The 17,627-nt window shown below is 61.3% G+C and carries 19 protein-coding genes; 8 read left to right on the top strand and 11 right to left on the bottom strand.

Annotation, left to right across the window (positions count from 1 at the left end):
* Positions 1 to 408 precede the first annotated feature (408 nt).
* Together KX928_RS07275 and KX928_RS07270 are read left to right on the top strand one after the other, a co-directional pair.
* Complete coding sequence (locus KX928_RS07275) at positions 409 to 981, top strand: hypothetical protein (RefSeq protein ID WP_219500561.1); 573 nt, start codon at positions 409 to 411, stop codon at positions 979 to 981.
* Between the two features lie 146 nt (positions 982 to 1,127).
* Positions 1,128 to 1,817, top strand: coding sequence for a hypothetical protein (locus tag KX928_RS07270; RefSeq protein WP_219500559.1), 690 nt, complete (start codon positions 1,128 to 1,130; stop codon positions 1,815 to 1,817).
* Here KX928_RS07270 and KX928_RS07265 read toward each other — a convergent pair whose 3' ends face one another.
* Positions 1,818 to 2,228, bottom strand: a complete 411-nt coding sequence (locus KX928_RS07265; protein ID WP_219500557.1) for a c-type cytochrome — start codon at positions 2,226 to 2,228, stop codon at positions 1,818 to 1,820.
* Between the two features lie 120 nt (positions 2,229 to 2,348).
* Here KX928_RS07265 and KX928_RS07260 point away from each other — a divergent pair, with 120 nt between their 5' ends.
* Positions 2,349 to 2,783 (top strand): DMT family transporter, encoded by a 435-nt coding sequence (locus KX928_RS07260; protein WP_219500556.1) that lies wholly within the window; start codon positions 2,349 to 2,351, stop codon positions 2,781 to 2,783.
* Here the strand turns inward: KX928_RS07260 and KX928_RS07255 are convergent.
* From KX928_RS07255 to proS, 5 genes are all read right to left on the bottom strand, one after another.
* Positions 2,780 to 3,766, bottom strand: a complete 987-nt coding sequence (locus KX928_RS07255; RefSeq protein ID WP_219500554.1) for an Ldh family oxidoreductase — start codon at positions 3,764 to 3,766, stop codon at positions 2,780 to 2,782. The genes KX928_RS07260 and KX928_RS07255 overlap by 4 nt on opposite strands.
* A gap of 71 nt (positions 3,767 to 3,837) precedes the next feature.
* Positions 3,838 to 4,521, bottom strand: a complete 684-nt coding sequence (locus tag KX928_RS07250) for an ABC transporter ATP-binding protein (protein WP_219500552.1) — start codon at positions 4,519 to 4,521, stop codon at positions 3,838 to 3,840.
* Positions 4,514 to 5,800, bottom strand: coding sequence for a lipoprotein-releasing ABC transporter permease subunit (locus KX928_RS07245; RefSeq protein ID WP_219500550.1), 1,287 nt, complete (start codon positions 5,798 to 5,800; stop codon positions 4,514 to 4,516). Before KX928_RS07245 ends, KX928_RS07250 begins: the two co-directional genes overlap by 8 nt.
* A gap of 51 nt (positions 5,801 to 5,851) precedes the next feature.
* A complete protein-coding gene (locus KX928_RS07240; RefSeq protein WP_219500548.1) occupies positions 5,852 to 6,349 on the bottom strand; it encodes a DUF2937 family protein in 498 nt (165 codons plus the stop codon).
* A 69-nt stretch (positions 6,350 to 6,418) separates the two neighbouring features.
* A complete protein-coding gene (gene proS / locus KX928_RS07235) occupies positions 6,419 to 7,813 on the bottom strand; it encodes a proline--tRNA ligase (protein ID WP_219500546.1) in 1,395 nt (464 codons plus the stop codon).
* Positions 7,814 to 8,066: 253 nt separating this feature from the next.
* Between proS and KX928_RS07230 the strand changes: the two genes are divergently transcribed.
* The 5 genes from KX928_RS07230 to KX928_RS07210 all read left to right on the top strand — a co-directional run bounded on the left by KX928_RS07230 (position 8,067) and on the right by KX928_RS07210 (position 14,376).
* Positions 8,067 to 8,582, top strand: coding sequence for a fasciclin domain-containing protein (locus KX928_RS07230; RefSeq protein WP_219500544.1), 516 nt, complete (start codon positions 8,067 to 8,069; stop codon positions 8,580 to 8,582).
* 172 nt (positions 8,583 to 8,754) lie between these two features.
* On the top strand, positions 8,755 to 9,822 hold the full coding sequence (locus KX928_RS07225) for an AI-2E family transporter (protein WP_219500542.1): 1,068 nt from the start codon (positions 8,755 to 8,757) through the stop codon (positions 9,820 to 9,822).
* A gap of 1 nt (position 9,823) precedes the next feature.
* Positions 9,824 to 10,498 carry a P-loop NTPase family protein gene (locus tag KX928_RS07220; RefSeq protein WP_219500540.1) on the top strand — a complete coding sequence of 225 codons (675 nt, stop codon included), beginning with the start codon at positions 9,824 to 9,826 and terminating at the stop codon, positions 10,496 to 10,498.
* Positions 10,499 to 10,538: 40 nt separating this feature from the next.
* Complete coding sequence (locus KX928_RS07215; RefSeq protein ID WP_219500537.1) at positions 10,539 to 12,713, top strand: RNA degradosome polyphosphate kinase; 2,175 nt, start codon at positions 10,539 to 10,541, stop codon at positions 12,711 to 12,713.
* A gap of 94 nt (positions 12,714 to 12,807) precedes the next feature.
* The gene (locus tag KX928_RS07210) at positions 12,808 to 14,376 is read left to right on the top strand and encodes a Ppx/GppA family phosphatase (protein WP_219500536.1); all 1,569 of its coding nucleotides are present in this window, start codon (positions 12,808 to 12,810) and stop codon (positions 14,374 to 14,376) included.
* A 9-nt stretch (positions 14,377 to 14,385) separates the two neighbouring features.
* On the opposite strand, the gene KX928_RS07205 is transcribed toward KX928_RS07210, so the two are convergent.
* Genes KX928_RS07205 through KX928_RS07185 form a run of 5 tightly spaced genes read right to left on the bottom strand, consistent with a single transcriptional unit; the run spans position 14,386 to position 17,574 of the window.
* The gene (locus tag KX928_RS07205; protein WP_219500534.1) at positions 14,386 to 14,712 is read right to left on the bottom strand and encodes a hypothetical protein; all 327 of its coding nucleotides are present in this window, start codon (positions 14,710 to 14,712) and stop codon (positions 14,386 to 14,388) included.
* 37 nt (positions 14,713 to 14,749) lie between these two features.
* Complete coding sequence (locus KX928_RS07200; protein WP_219500532.1) at positions 14,750 to 15,754, bottom strand: endonuclease/exonuclease/phosphatase family protein; 1,005 nt, start codon at positions 15,752 to 15,754, stop codon at positions 14,750 to 14,752.
* Entirely contained in the window at positions 15,754 to 16,434 is a 681-nt protein-coding gene (locus tag KX928_RS07195; protein WP_219500530.1) for a molecular chaperone DjiA, read from the bottom strand. The genes KX928_RS07200 and KX928_RS07195 overlap by 1 nt, the downstream gene beginning before the upstream one ends.
* Positions 16,435 to 16,486: 52 nt before the next feature.
* Complete coding sequence (locus KX928_RS07190) at positions 16,487 to 16,966, bottom strand: GNAT family N-acetyltransferase (RefSeq protein WP_219500528.1); 480 nt, start codon at positions 16,964 to 16,966, stop codon at positions 16,487 to 16,489.
* The gene (locus KX928_RS07185; RefSeq protein ID WP_219500526.1) at positions 16,963 to 17,574 is read right to left on the bottom strand and encodes a VOC family protein; all 612 of its coding nucleotides are present in this window, start codon (positions 17,572 to 17,574) and stop codon (positions 16,963 to 16,965) included. Before KX928_RS07185 ends, KX928_RS07190 begins: the two co-directional genes overlap by 4 nt.
* Between the last annotated feature and the right edge of the window lie 53 nt (positions 17,575 to 17,627).

Genomic DNA, 17,627 nt, shown 5'->3' with positions numbered 1-17,627 from the left:
CCCTCCGGCCCGAGGTCAGGCGCTGCCCTGTCCAGCCGTCTCGAAGAGTCTTTCTTGCACCACGTCCGGCGTTGCGCCCGTTTGAATCTGAAACCGTCCCCAAGGGAAGGCGCACAGCACGCAACAACCGCTTCTCGTAGCGGTCGTAATGCATGGATCATCATCATTTGACCCGGGCCGTCACAAGCCTGAATTCCGCCGCCAGAGCCGTCGCAGCCCCGGCCGGGCAGGGGCGCAATTTGATTTGCTCCCGCCTCACGCGTACACTCGACCGCAGCATTTGACCAAAAATCATTTCCAAGCCCGTGAATGGCGGCAGTAGATTGTTCAAACGTTTTCACCGGTCATCTGCCCGACATACAGGCCAACGACCCCGAGCAGCATTACCCTGTGAAGGAGGAAACACCTATGTCGAAGACCCGGACACTTGATCAAAAAGACGACGGCCTGCGCCCATGCGATATGGACGATGACCGCTACACATTAGTTGAAAATGCCGACACCATCGTTGAATCGATCGGCGAGAAGTTCATCGAAGAGAGGTTTGCCGCGAGCTGCCCCCTGCCCGGTTTTGAATCGGCGCGGCTGGAACGGTTCACGCGCACGAGGTTCCCCAGGATACTGGTTGAGTTCGACTGTTTCGACACCTCCAGCCTCTCCGTGTCCAGTCTCAAGGCCGATCTGAAACGTCTCGGCTCTATTGCGTCCGACAACCCGGAGAAGCTGGCGCAGTTGCTGGATAATCTGGACGATCCGGACGGTTTTCGTGATCTGGCCTGCGATCTTGGGTTGAGCGAAGAGGCATTCATCGAAGCGGGCGGTGGCCTGATCGGATGGATCATCGTGATTGCCGCCGCCGTGGTGCTGACCGGCTGCGGTGACCCCAGATGCGGCGTCAGGCACAAACTGGACAGCGCGCCCTGTCGCCTCAAACAGGGCCATTCCGGCAAGCATCGCGACAATCCCGGCCACCGCTGGTAAGCCGCCTCAATGTCTGCCGGGCGACGTCGCACCCGTCCGGCCACCGTATAACAGCGCGACATCCGGCGGCGCGGCTCGCTGAAAAATGATCGGTCGCGGTCGCATTCCCTCTTGATCCGCCGCGCGGTTTCAGGCCCACTCGCGTCATGCGTGCAGTGGTTATGTGTCTTGTTGTCTCGTCCATTATCCTGTCGGCCTGCGGGCGTCGCCTGACAGAACGGGAGGCCGCATTTGCGCAAACAATTCACGGGCGCACGCTGGACCTCGACCGGGTGCGCATTGTCGAGGGGGCACCGACGCGCGCTGTCACATTCCGCCGTCCGCCGCGACCGCGTACCACCTGCCGCGAGCGTATCCTGCCGCCGATCACCGATGAGATCATCACCTCCAAACCCGCCGCCGTTGCGGTCTATAACCACATCCTGTTTGACCGCGACTGGTATCTCGACGACTACCTGCCGGATTACCCTGATCAGATTAACTTAGTCGCGGCAATGCTTTACGCGCATGAGCTGTTGCATGTATGGCAATGGCAAAACCGCAGGGAGACAGGGTACACACCGCTGCGCGCAGCATTCGAACACGACGGCGCTCGTGACCCTTATCTCTTTGATCTGAATGCCGAGCCGAAATTCGATGACTTCGGCTACGAACAGCAGGGGGCCATCGTGGAGGAGTTCGTGTGCTGCCGTGCGCTGGACCCGGGCGCCCCCCGCACAAAACGGCTGCATGCGTTGATGTCCCAGGCAATGCCCGTCGCCCCGCTGCCGCAATCACGCGCCTATGATGTCGCCCTGCCGTGGGACGGTGTCGAGATTGACGGGATCTGCAGGTGATCAGGGCCTCTGCACATCCCTGAGATACTGCATCAGGTCTGCCAAAGGTCTCGCAACCCGTGCCCTTCCCCTTTCCAGACGCACCCGCCTTTTATCGTCACTTGCCAGATCGTTGAAGGGCACCATCTGGCGACCCCGTAATCCGCCATCAGCATAGCCTTCAAGCGTCGCCAGTGTCTCGCCCAAGGGAAATTCACCACCGTTGTCTGCCGCCAGCACGGTCAGATCCGGCGGTGTCTTGCTCAGCCCGGCCACACCGGCACCGCCGCCGCCACGCGCATCCGCCCCGTGGCAGACCGCACAGTTTTCCGAGAACAGTACGGCACCTTTGGCCGACCGGTCGCCAAAGGCGCGGTCACATGCCCCGACGCTGGCCGTGACCACCATTGCTATCGTCAAAAACCGGACCATCCTGCCTGACCTTCGTGATTTGACGATCACGCGAAAATTGATGCGCAATCCATCTTGCCCAATGCGGCTTGCGACGCCATGGTCGCACCACGCGATGCGGAGCATAAAGGAGATGTATGAATGGCCCATTACGCAGTGATCATGTTGCTGGCGGGAATTGGCATCCCCTTGCTTGCCGCGCTGAACGCAGCCCTGGGAGTGCGCATCGGCTCCCCGGCGGTTGCCGCCACTGTCTTGTTTTCAATAGCCTTCCTGGCATGTGTCATCGTTATGCTGCTCACCGGACCGCAGGCGCTGACGAAGGTGGTGCAAGCCCCGCGTCACCTGTTTCTGGCAGGTGTCCTGATCGCTTTCTATGTCCTGACGGTCACATATATCGCGCCGCATTTCGGCGTCGGCAATGCCGTATTCTTCGTGCTTATGGGGCAACTGATCAGTACGGCGCTCATTGATCACTTCGGGCTGTTCGGCGCACGGATCACACCAATGGGTGGCACCCGTGCATTTGGCATCGCCCTGATGGCTGCTGGTGTCTTTGTGACGCAAAGAGCTTAGGACGGCCCCTCCGCAAGCTCGATCAGGCGCGCCCAGACTGCATCGACAACTTCGACCTGTTCCTGAACGTGCCGGAACTGGCCGGGCATGCGGGCACCCTCATCCACGCTGGCCGCCTGCGCCAGGGCCGCTACGCGCGAGTCGAATTCAGGCGCGGCACTGGGGTCGATAATAATATAGAACTGTCCCAGATCATGCGGCGGGCCGGAGGGGGCCTTCAGCGGCCTGACGTTCCGCGACAGGACCGAGCCGGTCATGCCCGCCGCCAGGATTTCCGCCATCAGCCCAAAACCCCATCCCTTGTGCCCCCCCATCGACACGAGAGACCCCTGAAGGGCCGCGTCGGGGTCCGTCGTGGGCTCGCCATGTACATCAAGCGCCCAGCCCAACGGGATTTCCTGCCCCAGCGCCTTGGCCATGGTGATCTTTCCCAGGGCAACCGCCGTTGTCGACTGGTCGAACTGCATGGCCAGTCCGCCCTGGCCATCGGGCACCGAAAAGGCGATAGGGTTGGTGCCGATAACCCGTTGCTTTCCACCCGGAGCGGCGACAATTGGCGAGGCATTCGTGAAACCAATCCCGATACATCCCGCGGCGGCGATTTGTTCGGTGAAGTACCCCAGCGAGGTGCAGGTGTGCGCGTGCCCCACGGCAAGCGTCGCGGTCCCGTACTGGCGGGCCGCGTCAAGCGCCGGTATCAGGCCATGAGAAAAGGCTGGCTGAGCAAATCCGAACCCGGCATCGACATAGACCGCCGCGGGCCGGGGGGTGCTGACCGTGGGCACCGCGGTGCCCTTAACGCGCCCTGTTTCCAATTGCAGGCAATAGCTCTCAACGTAGTAGAGCCCGCATATCTTGTTTCCAAACCCCTCTGCCACACGAACGGCGCGCGCAACCTCCGACGCCGCAAAGGGCGATGCGCCATAGGCCAGCAAGGCTTTCTTGGTCAGCGTTTCGATCTCATCCAGAGAATGATGGGTCATAAAATTTCTTTCTCAAAGCAAGCTCCGCCCAAGTTGCTCGAAAGATCAATAACGCGTCAAGCATTGTGACATCAGCCTGGTGCAAGCCGCCCGGCCTCCAGACGAATCTGCCGGTCCATGCGCGCCGCAAGTTCGAGGTTATGCGTGGCGATGAGGGCGGAAAGCCCGGTAGCCCGGACCAATGTCATCAGGGCTGCGAAGACCTGATCGGATGTCGCAGGGTCCAGATTGCCGGTCGGTTCATCCGCGAGCAGCAGCTTCGGCGTATTCGCCAGCGCCCGGCAGAAGGCAACGCGCTGTTGTTCCCCCCCGGACAGGGCGGCCGGGCGGTGATCCGCCCGCCCGGCGATGCCGACGCTGCCCAGCAGCTCCTGGGCCCGGGCCCGCGCTGCCGTCTGCGACACGCCGTTGGCGAGTTGTGGCAGCACGATGTTTTCCAATGCGGAAAACTCCGGAAGCAGATGGTGAAACTGATAGACAAAGCCCACGTCAGCCCGGCGCGCGGCTGTACGGCGATTGTCCGACAACTCTGTCAGGTCTTCGCCCTCGATTGCCACCCGTCCACGATCTGCGGTGTCCAGCAACCCCGCGATATGCAGCAGGGTTGATTTACCGGCCCCCGAAGGGGCCACGAGCGCCACGACCTCGCCGCGCGCGATGGACAGGTCAATTCCCCGCAGAACACGCACTTCGCCCGGCAGGCCGAGGTTGTAGGATTTTTCGATCCCGCTCAGCGTCAGGACCCCATCACTCATATCGCAGCGCCTCGACCGGATTCATGCGTGCCGCGCGCCGCGCCGGAAAAATAGTGACCGCGAAAGACAACCCCAGCGACAGCGCGATGGCGGAAAGAACATCATCAAGATGCAGTTCGGCCGGCAGCGCGTAGATGCCCCGGATCGACGGGTCCCACACCCCGCCGCCCATCATCACGTTCACGAAGGAGAAGATCGGGTCGATGTACAGCGCAAAAAGCGATCCGAGGATTACGCCGCAGATGGTCCCGAGAATACCGGTGAACGCGCCGCAGATGAAAAAGACCCGCATGATCGATCCCTGTGTCAGCCCCATGGTCCGTAGGATGCCGATGTCGCCGCCCTTGTTTTTCACCAGCATGATCAGGCCGGACACAATGTTCATCGCCGCGATCAAAACGAGGATGGACAGGATGATGAACATTACGTTGTCTTCGACCTCCAACGCGCGCAGGAAGCTGCCGGAGGCGTCCCGCCATGTCCATATTTGCCCGCGGTCGCCAGCGGCCTGAAAGAGGGCGGGTGCCAGTTTCTCAACCTCTTCCGCGCGTTCAACCATCACTTCAATTTCATCTGCCAACCCTTCTCGATTAAAGAAAGTTTGCGCGTCAGAAATCGGAAGGTACACGCGCGTGCGGTCAATGTCGTAGCGCCCGGCGGTAAAGATGTAGGTGACCTCATAGGCGTTCACCCGCGGCGAGGTTCCAAAGGCCGTTTTGACCCCATTGGGCGAGATCAGCTTGACCTTGTCCCCCACGCCGACACCAAGTTCCCGCGCAATGCCCGATCCCAATGCGACCCCGTCACCGAACCGGGACACATCGCCGATGGAGGCTTCCGGGTTCGCAATGCGCGGCAATGTCATCAGATCCGGTGGTGCAATCCCGTAGACCTCGGCGCCCGCATTGTTGCCCTCGAACGAGGCCATCACCTGACCGCGCACGAGCGGCGCTGCCCGGGTCACGCCGGGTACCTCGGCCAGCCGCGCAGCCATTTCCTGATAATCTGCAATCGTCCGGTCGACGCGCCCCTGCGGCGTCACCTCGCCCAGTGAGTAGACCGTGACATGGGCATTGGCCCCCAGAATCGTGTCGACGAACTCCGCGCGAAATCCCGACCGCACCGCAAGGGTCGCGATCAGGGCAAAGACCGCCAGCGTGATGCCGATCAGGCTGATCCACGTCATGACGCTCACGCCGCCCTCCGCGCGACGCGCGCGCAGGTATCGCCAGGCGATCATCCACTCGAAATAGGCAAAAGGGGCAGTTGAGGTGGCCATAAATCGTCCCGCGTAAACTCGGCTGCAACCTGAGGCTTCGACACGAAAGCGTCAAGCAAGCTTTGGCTTGCGGCGCGCGGGCCAGCGCAGCACCGCAAGGATAAGACCGGACAAGAACGACGTGGCGACGAACCCGGCGATCGCGAAGAGCATTGTTGCCATGGTCAGCGGAAAGGCCGGCTGGAAGGCCTGCCAGGCACCGCGCGCGATCTCAGCATCCGAGAGACGCCGCAGATGATACGCCCGCATGAAAGGTCCCTGGCCCTGCAAGGCCTCGAAATCCGCCCGCAACGTCTCGTAGCGATTGAGCGTGCGTGTCATGTCGCTGCGACGCCGCTCAACAAAGGCCGTGCCGCGCATTTGGGTCAAAGCTTGCTGTCGGCTCAGCCCTTCAGCGGCGGCAGAGGTGTCGAAATCAACGACAACCTGCTCCAGCGCGTCCACCGCGCCGCCAAGCCGTTGCAGATACTGTTGAGAATAGGCAGGGAATTGCGCGGCTGCGAAAGCCCCTGCCAACCCTGCTGTCAGCGCCACTGTGCGAAGGATCATATCCTGCTCCTGCTCGCCCCCCGGCAGCATGGAAAGCAGTGTATCAGAGCGGACCTGCGCCGCAAAGCGTCAGATATAGGTGTGGAACGACCTGTTGCCCATCATCGGCACATGTTCGCTTGCATGGTGCCCGCGATAGATGTCGGCGATCTTTTTGACGGCCTCTTCAGGCGGCACTTCCTCGCTCTCGCCCGTGCGTCGGCTGGTCAGTTCGACCACCCCGTTTTTCAGCCCGCGCGGACCCACCGTGATCCGCCAGGGCAATCCGATCAGATCCATCGTGGCAAACTTGCCGCCCGCCCGTTCGTCACGATCATCATAGAGCGGGTCAAGCCCCAGCGCGGTCAGTCCGGCATAAAGGCTTTCGCATGCCGCATCCGCCTCGGCGTCCCCTTGCTTGAGGTTGACGATTCCGCAGTGGAACGGCGTTACGCCCTCAGGCCAGATAATGCCCTTGTCGTCGTGGCTCGCCTCGATGATCGCCCCGACCAGACGGCTCACGCCGATGCCGTGGCTGCCCATGTGCACCGGCGTCGGCTTGCCGTCCGGCCCTTGAACGGTCGCACCCATCGCGTCGGAATACTTGGTGCCAAAGTAGAATATCTGTCCAACCTCGATGCCCCGCGCCGTGCGGCGGCGCTCTTGCGGCACCTGCTGTTCAAAGACCGTCTGATCATGTGTCTCATCCGTACGGGCGTATTTGGAGGTGAATTCCTCCAGTACACCGGCGCATTGCGCGACGCTGTCGTAATCAATCTCGCGATCGCCGAAAGTCAGATCGGTGACGGCGCTGTCGTAGAACACCTCCGACTCGCCCGTCTCGGCCAGCACAAGGAACTCATGCGTGTCATCGCCGCCAATCGGCCCTGAATCGGCCCGCATCGGGATCGCCTGCAGGCCCATGCGCTCATAGGTGCGCAGGTAGGTGACCAGATGGCGGTTGTAGGCGTGCAGCGCGTCCTCCTTGCTGAGGTCGAAATTGTACCCGTCCTTCATGAAGAACTCCCGCCCCCGCATCACCCCGAAACGGGGGCGCATCTCGTCGCGGAACTTCCACTGAATGTGGTAGAGCGTGAGCGGCAGGTCCTTGTAGCTGCCCACGTGACTGCGAAAGATATCAGTGATCATCTCCTCATTGGTCGGGCCATAAAGCATGTCGCGGTCATGCCGGTCGCGAATGCGCAGCAACTCGTCCCCATAGGCGTCATAGCGCCCGCTTTCGCGCCAGAGATCGGCCGATTGGACTGTCGGCATCAGCATGGCGATATGGCCGGCGCGCGCCTGCTCTTCGTGCACGATGTTTTCGATCTTCCGCAGCACTTTGAAACCCAGTGGCAACCACGAATAGATCCCCGCAGCGTTCTGCTTGATCATGCCCGCGCGCAACATCAGGCGATGGCTGACGATCTGCGCCTCCGCAGGGGTTTCGCGCAATACGGGCAGGAAGAAGCGGCTCAGGCGCATGGGAGGGTCCTTTGGTCAAAAATCCACGTGCTGTCTGATTATGGCAAACGGCTGCGGCCCGCAATCAGGCATTGTGCGCCGGCCCTGGGCGCCGCTCCCGCTGCCATGGACATCACCGCAGGTCGCTTGGTCAGAGTTTCAGAAAACTGACATGCGTTCACGGAAACGCGAGCGATGTGATCCATCGCCCGCGTCCCTCCGTACCTTCTGCACATGTCAAAAGGCATGGATGCACACAACAAAGGTATGAAACATGACAACTTTTCGCAAGATTGCCGCGATCACAGCTACGGCACTTACCTTCGGCAGCGCCGCACAGGCCGCAGACATCGTTGAAATCGCGTCCGGTGACGAACGCTTTTCCACTCTCGTGGCGGCTGTGTCTGCTGCGGGTCTGGTTGAAACCCTGCAGGGCCCCGGCCCCTTCACCGTCTATGCCCCTGTGAACGATGCATTCGCTGCCCTGCCGGAAGGTACTGTCGAGACACTGCTGAAGCCGGAAAACAAGGGCCAGTTGACCGATGTACTGCTTTATCACGTGGATGACCGCAAGCTGACGGCGGAAATGATCCCCAACGGCTCCACCTACTTCAAGCCCGTGCTGGCCTCCGAACGTCTGTGCATCAGCAAGGGCGCGAATGGCGTCTCAATCGCTGACGGCACCGGAGAGACCGCCAACGTGGTCATCGCCAACATCGAAGCCGACAATGGCGTGATCCATGTCGTCGACAAGGTGCTGCTGCCCGGCACGCGCCCCGACTGCCACTAAGGCGCCCCAAAGACCACCACGAGGCCTCGCAATCAGCGGGGCCTTTTTTTTGCAGTCTGTTGACCTTCCGCCCCCCCAAACGGGCGCGATCTGTGCATGGAATCCCTCAATTCACTTGAAAGACCGGCGCGCATGCGCGATGTCACTTTGACACGACGTTCCGGAGAATTTGATGGCCCTGCCCGTTCACAAGCAACTGACCTACTGGAGTATTGCCACCGCGATTTTCCTGATTGTCTTGTGGTTTCTGGGGCATGTGCTGCTACCCTTCGTTCTGGGCGGCGCGATCGCGTATTTTCTGGACCCTGTTGCCGATCGCTTCGAACGCATGGGCCTGAGCCGGATCGCGGCGACCGGGATCATCACCATTGCGGGCATACTGGTGTTCGTCCTGATGGCCCTGCTGGTGATCCCGACGCTGGCCAACCAGGCGCTGCAGCTTTTCAACGTGGCGCCGGACTACGCCAAGAGTGTGACGAGCTTCCTGACAGAACGCTTTCCCTCGTTACTTGACGAAGGCTCGACACTGCGCCAATCGATCAACTCCGTGGGTGAAACCGTGAAAAGCCGCGGTGCCGAAGTGCTTGAAACCGCGTTAAGCTCCGTCGCCTCGCTGCTCAACGTCGTGGTTTTGCTGGTCGTCGTGCCGGTGGTTTCTGTCTATCTTCTGCTGGACTGGGACCGCATGGTGGCCCGCATCGACGAGCTGCTGCCCCGCGACCACGCGGACACGATCCGTGAACTGGCGCAGGAAATCGACGCGACACTGGCATCGTTCATCCGGGGCATGGGCACCGTCTGCCTTATCCTCGGCAGCTATTACGCCATCGCGCTGATGCTCGTGGGCCTGCAATTCGGCCTCGTGGTGGGCTTCGTGGCCGGGCTCGTCACCTTCATCCCCTATCTTGGCGCGTTGATCGGCGGTCTTTTGGCCATCGGCCTAGCGCTCTTTCAGTTCTGGGGCGATTGGGTGTCCATCGGTCTGGTCGCGGGCGTGTTTGTCATTGGGCAGGTGGTGGAGGGCAATATACTCACACCCAAGCTGGTTGGCAGTTCGGTTGGCTTGCACCCGGTCTGGCTGATCTTTGCCCTGTCGGTCTTTGGCGCGCTGTTTGGCTTTGTCGGCATGCTCGTGGCCGTCCCCCTCGCCGCCGCCATTGGTGTGATCGCCCGTTTTGGCGTCGCCCAGTACAAACAGTCGCTGCTGTACCGCGGATTTTCCGGACACGACGAGGGCTGAAATGTCTGAGCAGTTGAGTTTCGATCTGCCAAGTGTCCCGGCACTGGGCCGCGCTGATTTTCTGGTCGCCCCCTCCAACGCCGTCGCGGTCGCGATGATCGAGGCCCCTGAGGTGGACAAGCTTGTGCTGACCGGGCCCGAGGGAGCCGGCAAAACCCACCTCGCACATGTCTGGGCCGCGAGGTCGGGCGCGGCAATCGTTGCGGCGACCGACCTGACCGAAGCCAATGTGCCGGCGCTTGCCGCCCGCCCTGTCGTGGTGGAGGATGTGCCGGAAATTGCGGGCGATACAGCCAGGGAAACGGCGCTTTTCCACCTGCACAACCTCGTCCTTGCCGAAGCCCATGCTCTGCTGATGACCGGTCGGGGGCCTGTGCGCGGCTGGGGCATCACCCTGCCCGATCTGGCCAGTCGGATCGCCGCGGCCCGAAGTGCGGCTCTGGAGACGCCGGATGACACGCTTCTCGCGGCTGTTCTGGCCAAGCTCTTCGCGGACCGGCAGCTTACGCCAAAAGCGGACCTCATACCTTATCTGGTCGCCCGGATCGACCGCTCCTTTGCCGCGGCACGCGACATGGTAGCCCGGCTGGATGCGGCTTCGCTGGCGCAAAAACGCCCTGTATCACGGATACTTGCCTCTGGCTTGCTGGACAAAGACACCGCTGACACGCGATAATTGTCACATATAGTTTACACATCAACGCCACAAGGCCAGCATGACCCAAGCCGATTTCCTGACGTCCGAGTTTCCGCCCGCCACAGAAATGCCCGACCTCGACACGGAGGGGTCCGCGCGTTTCTTCAACCGAGAGCTCAGCTGGCTGAGTTTCAACTGGCGCGTGGTGGAAGAAGCGGAAAACCCCCGGGTGCCGCTGTTGGAACGCCTGCGGTTCCTGTCGATCTCGGCGACCAACCTTGACGAGTTCTACACGGTCCGCGTGGCGGGCCTGAGGGAATTGGCTCAGGCTGGCAACACGACCCCGGCGGCGGATGGGCTGACCCCCGCCGAACAGCTTGCTTTGATCGACGAAAACGCACGCCGCCTGATGGAAACCCAGCAACGCGTGCTGGTGACCCTCTTTAAAGAGATGGAGGCCGAAAACATCTCCGTCCTGCGGCGGGGAGATCTGACGGAGAAGGATAAAGCATATCTCGAAGACGTCTTCCTGACGCAGGTTTTCGCGGTTCTCTCACCGCTAGCGATCGACCCCGCGCATCCCTTCCCGTTCATTCCGAACACCGGGTATGCGCTTGCGCTGCAGCTGGAACGCAGGGCCGACAAACGGCCCCTGCAGGCGCTGCTGCCCATTCCCGCGCAGATCGACCGCTTTATCGCCCTGCCTGCTGAAGACGGGCAATCGCGCTTTCTGCCGCTGGAAGAGCTGCTGGTGCTGAATATCTCGGGGCTGTTTCCGGGTTACAAGCTGACGGCGCATTTCGAGTTCCGGGTGCTGCGCGACAGTGATCTTGAAGTCGAGGAGGAAGCCGAAGACCTCGTGCGCGAATTCGAGGTTGCGCTGAAACGGCGCAGGCGCGGAGAAGTCGTCCGTCTGACCCATTCATCAGGGGCACCCGAGAAACTCAAAGCCGTGATCATGGAAGAGCTGGATGTCGACCAGGAGGAGGTCATCGAAATCGACGGGATGATCGGGTCCGCCGATCTCAAGGAACTGGTGCTCGACAGCCGCCCCGACCTTCTGTGGCCGATGTTCACACCGCGAATCCCCGAACGTGTGACCGACCACGACGGGGACATGCTTGCCGCGATCCGCTCCAAGGACATGCTGTTGCATCATCCCTATGAGACCTTCGACATGGTCGTCCGTTTCCTGCAGCAGGCCGCGCGGGACCCCCAGGTGGTGGCGATCAAGCAGACCCTTTACCGGACGTCGCGCGACAGTTCGATTGTCGAGGCGCTGTGTGAAGCCGCCGAAGACGGGAAGTCCGTGACCGCCCTCGTGGAATTGAAAGCGCGTTTTGACGAGGCGGCCAACATTCGTCAGTCACGCAGGTTGGAGCGCGCGGGCGCACACGTCGTCTACGGGTTTCTGGACCTGAAAACACACGCCAAGATCTCAACCGTGGTGCGCCGCGAGGGCAACCAGCTGGTGACCTACACCCATTACGGCACCGGCAACTACCACCCGATCACCGCGCGCATTTACACGGACCTGTCGCTGTTTACCTGTGATCAGCGGTTGGGGCGCGATGCGACCAAGGTCTTTAACTACCTGTCCGGCTACGCCCAGCCCGAAAGCCTCGATAATCTGGCGATTTCTCCCACGACGCTGAAGCCGCGGTTGCTGGAACTGATCGCTGCGGAGGCGGACCACGCCCGCGCCGGAAAACCGGCGGCAATCTGGGCGAAAATGAATTCGCTGATCGACAGCGAAGTCATCGACGCGCTCTATGCCGCCAGCCAGTCGGGCGTCAAGATCAGCCTTGTAATCCGAGGCATCTGCGGATTGCGCCCAGGGGTCAAGGGCCTCAGCGACAACATCCGCGTAAAATCCATTGTCGGCCGCTTTCTGGAGCACTCGCGCATCGTCTGCTTCGGCAACGGGTTCGGGCTCCCGCACAAGAAGGCGCGGGTCTTCATCTCTTCCGCCGACTGGATGGGGCGCAACCTCAACCGGCGCGTGGAAACCCTGGTGGAAATTGAAAACGCCACTGTCAAAGCCCAGATTGTCAGCCAGATCATGGCGGCCAACCTCGCTGACGTGGCGCAAAGCTGGGTCATGGGTCCTGACGGCGGCTTCGAGCGACCGCCGTTGCCGGAAGGCACCTTCGCCTTTAATTGTCATCGTTTTTTCATGGAAAATCCGTCGCTGTCCGGGCGCGGTTCCGCCGGTGCTTCCGATGTGCCGAAACTCACCCACACAGAAGACTGAGGGCACCCGTGCAACCGCGGATTTCTTCCCACGCATGGATTGACCCATACGTAAATATTTCACAGGGTGTCGCGGCAATAGTCCGGATGTCTGCATGAGCCAATTGAGCGAACGCACCGCCCTCAACCAAGCGGAGGTCGCCCACCCGGATGTGGGCTTCTTCGGCAGGCCCCTTTTCGAAGACCCAAGCGCACGTGCCCTCTCCCGGGTCGGGGTCGTGGACGTCGGATCGAACTCCGTTCGCCTCGTGGTTTTTGACGGCGCCGCGCGGTCTCCTGCCTATTTCTACAACGAAAAGATCATGTGCGCGCTCGGAGCAGGGCTGTCCGACAGCGGCGTGCTCAACCCCGAGGGCCGTGTCAGGGCGTTAAGTGCCCTGCGCCGGTTTCAGCATCTTGCGCGTGGAATGGGCCTGCCCGAGTTGACCGTTGTCGCAACCGCTGCCGTACGCGACGCCAGCGATGGCCCGGACTTTTGCGCCGAGGTGAAACGGGAAACCGGCCTGCGCATCTGGGTCATTGACGGCGAGGAAGAGGCGCGGCTGTCCGCGCAGGGTGTGCTGTTGGGGTGGCCCGGTTCATACGGGCTTGTCTGTGACATCGGCGGGTCATCCATGGAACTGGCAGAGATATCGGGCGGGCGCGTGGGGCGGCGGGTCACGTCCTCGCTGGGTCCGCTGAAGTTGCGAGAGATCAAGGGCGGCAAAAAAGGCCGGCAGGGGCATATCAAGCAGACAATGGCCGATCTGCAGGAAGTCATGGGCCCCCAGCGCGACCGGCTGTTCCTGGTGGGTGGGTCCTGGCGCGCCATCGCCCGGATTGACATGTATCGCCGCGGCTACCCGCTGCATGTGCTGCATGAGTATCGCATGACGGCCCGCTCCGTCAGCGCGACGGTCAAATACATCCAGTATTCGGATATTGACGAATTGCGCAGCGCCTGTGGCATCTCGTCGGCGCGGATGAGCCTTGTGCCCCTGGCCACCGAAGTGCTGAGCCGTCTGGTCAAAACCTTCAAACCCAAAGACATCGCCATTTCCAGTTACGGCATCCGCGAAGGCATGCTTTACGAACAGATGCCGCAGCGCCTGCGTGATCGCGACCCCCTGATCGAATCCTGCCGCTTTGCAGAGGCGAAAGACGCCCGCATGCCCGGGTTTGGCAAATCGCTTTACGCCTTCATCTACCCGATCTTCAAATCCGTGCCCATCGCGCGGCGGCGCCTGATCAAGGCGGCGTGCCTTTTGCATGATGTCAGCTGGCGGGCGCATCCCGATTACCGCGCGGAAACCTGTTTCGACAATGCGACACGCGCCAACCTCGGCGGGCTCAAGCATTCAGAAAGGGTATTTCTGGGGCTTGCCCTGCTGCACCGCTATTCGAACAAACGCAACGGCACCCGTTTCGAAGAGCTGTACGACCTGATTGACGACAAAACTAAGCTGGAAGCCGAGATCCTGGGCAAGGCCATGCGCTTTGGCGCCATGCTGTGGATGACGCAGGACGCGGAACGCGGAACGTTGCGCTGGTTTCCGAAAAAACGGGAACTGCACCTGCGCCTTACCCCGGACATGGTACCGCTTTTCGGCGAGGTGGCGGAGGCCCGGCTAATGTCGCTGGCGTCCTCTCTAGAGGCTGAAGTCACCATCAAAAAAGTGCGCTGAGGCCGGGGATCAGAGGTCTATCTGAGGCTGAACCTCGGGCACCTGCTCTGTCTCTTTATCCGGCTTGCGGCGAATGATGATGTCACCGTTCGGCAGAATTTCCGGCGCTTCATACACCGACCAGTCGTCGATTTTTCCCATCAGGTCAGTCAATGCGGGGCCCATTTCGTCAATGAACCCGCGCATACCCTCCAACGCCGGTTCCATCTCCAGCAACAGGCCTTCCAGAAACTGTTGCGCGCCGCGCTCCATCATGGACGGCGCGTCTTTGTCCTGCGCGGCAACAGGTGCGGCACAGAACAGACAGGTGATCAGACCGGCGGATATGCGTTTCATGGACCCAATATAGGTGAGCCCGCGCGATTCTTCGAGATCAGATGTCCAGGTCAACGGTGACGGGGAAGTGATCCGAGGCGGTCAGCAAGGCGTCCCGCAACGCCGCATTTCCCCAACAGTCCGGGTCATCTGTCGGGTGCCAGATCCGCCATGACGCACCGCGATCCTTCAGGTCCGGGGTGACCATGATGTAATCCAGCATGGCCTGGAGGTAGCGTTTTTCCGGTCTGATCCAGAACCGTGCAGAGGTCGGTGCCGGCCCAAGGCGACGGGTCAGCGCCTGCCGCGCATGGGGATCAAAGAGATCGCCCGCTGCCCCGTTCATCACGATTTCCACAGAGGAGCGACCAAATAATCCCTCGAATTCGTCCAATCCGGGGCCATCGTTGAGGTCTCCCATCACGATCAGCGGCGTTCCTTCGGCAAGGTGCTGATCGATCCGCGCCCGCAGCCATATCGATTGGGCCAGCTGCTTGCGCCTGTTGGCAATCGCAAGCTTCATGGCATGGGACGGGTTGCGGGCACCGTGAGGCGCCTTTGATTTCAGATGTGCCCCTATGATGTGGCAGGCGAACCCGGCCGCTGTGACTACGTCCAGCTCCAGCGGCGGCTTGGAAAAGGTGACCCGGTCCTCGGTTGCGTCGATATCGAGATCAATCTCGTAAACGCCGTCAAATCGCGGCACCTGGGTCGTCCCCGCCCGCGGCGCATGAGTCGCGGTCATCACGTCCGGATCATAGAGCAGGGCGATTTCCTGCTGGGTGTCATTCATGAACCCCATTGTCGCCGCGCGGGTGCGCAAACCGAAGTGCGCGGCAAAATCCTCCAGCGCGGCGACGGTGTTTCGCTTGCCACTGGCGTCAGGCGCTTCGACAACCATCACGGCATCAGCATCGAGGGCGTGAAACACCAAGCCCAGTGCGTCGGCCTGTTCACGCCGTGTGATCTTGTAGCGCGATGACCACTCCCCATCCGACAACAGTCGGCTTTCGTGATCGAACAGGCTGGTGAACCATTCTATGTTATACGTCGCCAGCCGCATCAGGCGTGCGCACGTTCAATTTCGTCCCATGCGCGATTGATGTCCGACATGCGCTTCTGCGCCAGCTGCATCGCTTCTTCCGGGACCCCACGGGCCATCATCGCATCAGGGTGGTTTTCGCGCACCAGCCTGCGCCAGACCTTGCGGATCTCATCATAGGGGGTATCCGGTGCAACCCCGAGCACCGTGTATGGATCCTGCCGCGCCTCGGGTGCGAAGCGCATGCGCAGCCGGTTGAATTCCGCCTGGGGCAGATCGAAGATTTCCGTCACACGCTCCAGAAACGCGTCTTCGTTGGGATGATAGAAGCCATCCGCCATCGCGATGTGAAACAGCCCTTCCAACAGGTCGCGCAGGGTGTCTGGCTGGTTGGAAAACATCGATTTGATTCGCTGGGCATATTCCTCGTATCCCGCGACATCCTGCCGGGCCAGATTGAAAACCTTGGCCGCCCCGGCCTCATCTTTTGCCGCGATATGAAAAACCTCGCGAAAGGCGGTAACCTCATCGCGTGTCACCTGCCCGTCCGCCTTGGCCATTTTCGCCCCCAGTGCGACCACCGCGATGGCAAAGGCCACAGACCTTTCCGGCGGCGAGCGGAGGCGATCGAACAGCTGTGACAGCCCTTCACCGGCAGTGAGCGCGGAAAGCGCTTCGGAAATGCGTGACCATATCGACATCGTGCAGACTTTATCGGTTGCGCGCGGGCATGTCAGGTGACGAAGCGACGCGTCAGAGGATTTTCTGCATCAGGACCAGATCCAGCCACTGGTCAGCCTTGCGCCCTACCTGCGGCAGGCGTCCCACTTCGACGTAACCCAGTTTTTCGTGAAAGCTCTGGGCCGCATCGTTGGTATGGCTGATCCCCGCGATCATCACGTGGATTTGACGGGCGCGCGCGGCATCCTCGGCCGCGGTCATCAACGCGCGCCCAACCCCCTTGCCGTGCGCCTTGGGAGTCACGAGAATCGTATGTTCCGCGGTGGCCGCATATCCGGGGCCGGACCGAAAGGGTCCAAATGTTACGAACCCGGCAAAGCGGCTGTCCCTCTCCGCGATCAGCAGCGCTCCCCGCCGCTCCCTTATCAGGTCAGCAATCTGCGTTTCGGCCTTTTCAACCGACGTGAACGTCGACGTCGTGTCGCGGATCATCACGTTCCATAGCGACGCGATGGCGGCGGCATCCTGCGCAGTGGCCAGACGGATCGTCACCTCAGAACCCTTGAACCATGCGGGGTGCTAAAATCGGCCGTCACCGCAGCTGGCCCGGTTTCATACCGGATGCGGTCGTCATGCAGATGCGGGGCCAGCATGGCCGTCAGGTCGGCCGCATGGGGATGTTGCACGGTCAGGCGCCGCAACCGCACGCCGGAGCGCGCAAGCCGTGTTGCCGGATGCACGCTGGTATCCCACTGGATCAATGCGGGCGCACAGTTACTGAAAGGCAGAATACCCGTTGCCGGTACGGCCATGCGCCAGCGCAGATCACCCCGTTGCAGGGACACAGGCGCCCCCATCCCGTCTGGCAGTGTCATCAGGGCCGCCTCGATATCATCGGTCCGGCAGATCCAGTTCGTCAGGCGGGGCGCGCCGCTGAAACGATCCAGGTCGAACCAGCGAGGGCGGGTCGGTGTCTCTGCATGCGGGTCGATGGCGATGGCTTCCAGATACAACCCTTCCTCAAGCCCCAACAACGCATTGTGGGTGAAGAACACATCGTGCCTGCCACCGGGTTGCAAACTGACACCAAGGCACTTCTCGACATAAGTGCGCGCCTCATCCAGCGTTTCGCCCGCGATCGCTATATGGTCAAACTGCATGACGTCGCCTTTTGTGTTCTCGCATCCTTCCCGCCAAAAAACCGAAGATGGTC

The sequence above is a fragment of the Roseobacter insulae genome (assembly GCF_019375555.1).
Lineage (GTDB): Bacteria > Pseudomonadota > Alphaproteobacteria > Rhodobacterales > Rhodobacteraceae > Roseobacter > Roseobacter insulae.
The sequence above is the reverse complement of the archived record's forward strand: the minus strand, read 5'-3'. Positions and strand labels throughout refer to the sequence as shown.

Bases quoted from the DNA above. Each gene is read 5' to 3' on its own strand.
- KX928_RS07275 (WP_219500561.1), top strand. From the start codon at position 409: ATGTCGAAGACCCGGACACTTGATCAAAAAGACGACGGCCTGCGCCCA.
- KX928_RS07270 (WP_219500559.1), top strand. From the start codon at position 1,128: ATGCGTGCAGTGGTTATGTGTCTTGTTGTCTCGTCCATTATCCTGTCG.
- KX928_RS07265 (WP_219500557.1), bottom strand. From the start codon at position 2,228: ATGGTCCGGTTTTTGACGATAGCAATGGTGGTCACGGCCAGCGTCGGG.
- KX928_RS07260 (WP_219500556.1), top strand. From the start codon at position 2,349: ATGGCCCATTACGCAGTGATCATGTTGCTGGCGGGAATTGGCATCCCC.
- KX928_RS07255 (WP_219500554.1), bottom strand. From the start codon at position 3,766: ATGACCCATCATTCTCTGGATGAGATCGAAACGCTGACCAAGAAAGCC.
- KX928_RS07250 (WP_219500552.1), bottom strand. From the start codon at position 4,521: ATGAGTGATGGGGTCCTGACGCTGAGCGGGATCGAAAAATCCTACAAC.
- KX928_RS07245 (WP_219500550.1), bottom strand. From the start codon at position 5,800: ATGGCCACCTCAACTGCCCCTTTTGCCTATTTCGAGTGGATGATCGCC.
- KX928_RS07240 (WP_219500548.1), bottom strand. From the start codon at position 6,349: ATGATCCTTCGCACAGTGGCGCTGACAGCAGGGTTGGCAGGGGCTTTC.
- proS (WP_219500546.1), bottom strand. From the start codon at position 7,813: ATGCGCCTGAGCCGCTTCTTCCTGCCCGTATTGCGCGAAACCCCTGCG.
- KX928_RS07230 (WP_219500544.1), top strand. From the start codon at position 8,067: ATGACAACTTTTCGCAAGATTGCCGCGATCACAGCTACGGCACTTACC.
- KX928_RS07225 (WP_219500542.1), top strand. From the start codon at position 8,755: ATGGCCCTGCCCGTTCACAAGCAACTGACCTACTGGAGTATTGCCACC.
- KX928_RS07220 (WP_219500540.1), top strand. From the start codon at position 9,824: ATGTCTGAGCAGTTGAGTTTCGATCTGCCAAGTGTCCCGGCACTGGGC.
- KX928_RS07215 (WP_219500537.1), top strand. From the start codon at position 10,539: ATGACCCAAGCCGATTTCCTGACGTCCGAGTTTCCGCCCGCCACAGAA.
- KX928_RS07210 (WP_219500536.1), top strand. From the start codon at position 12,808: ATGAGCCAATTGAGCGAACGCACCGCCCTCAACCAAGCGGAGGTCGCC.
- KX928_RS07205 (WP_219500534.1), bottom strand. From the start codon at position 14,712: ATGAAACGCATATCCGCCGGTCTGATCACCTGTCTGTTCTGTGCCGCA.
- KX928_RS07200 (WP_219500532.1), bottom strand. From the start codon at position 15,754: ATGCGGCTGGCGACGTATAACATAGAATGGTTCACCAGCCTGTTCGAT.
- KX928_RS07195 (WP_219500530.1), bottom strand. From the start codon at position 16,434: ATGTCGATATGGTCACGCATTTCCGAAGCGCTTTCCGCGCTCACTGCC.
- KX928_RS07185 (WP_219500526.1), bottom strand. From the start codon at position 17,574: ATGCAGTTTGACCATATAGCGATCGCGGGCGAAACGCTGGATGAGGCG.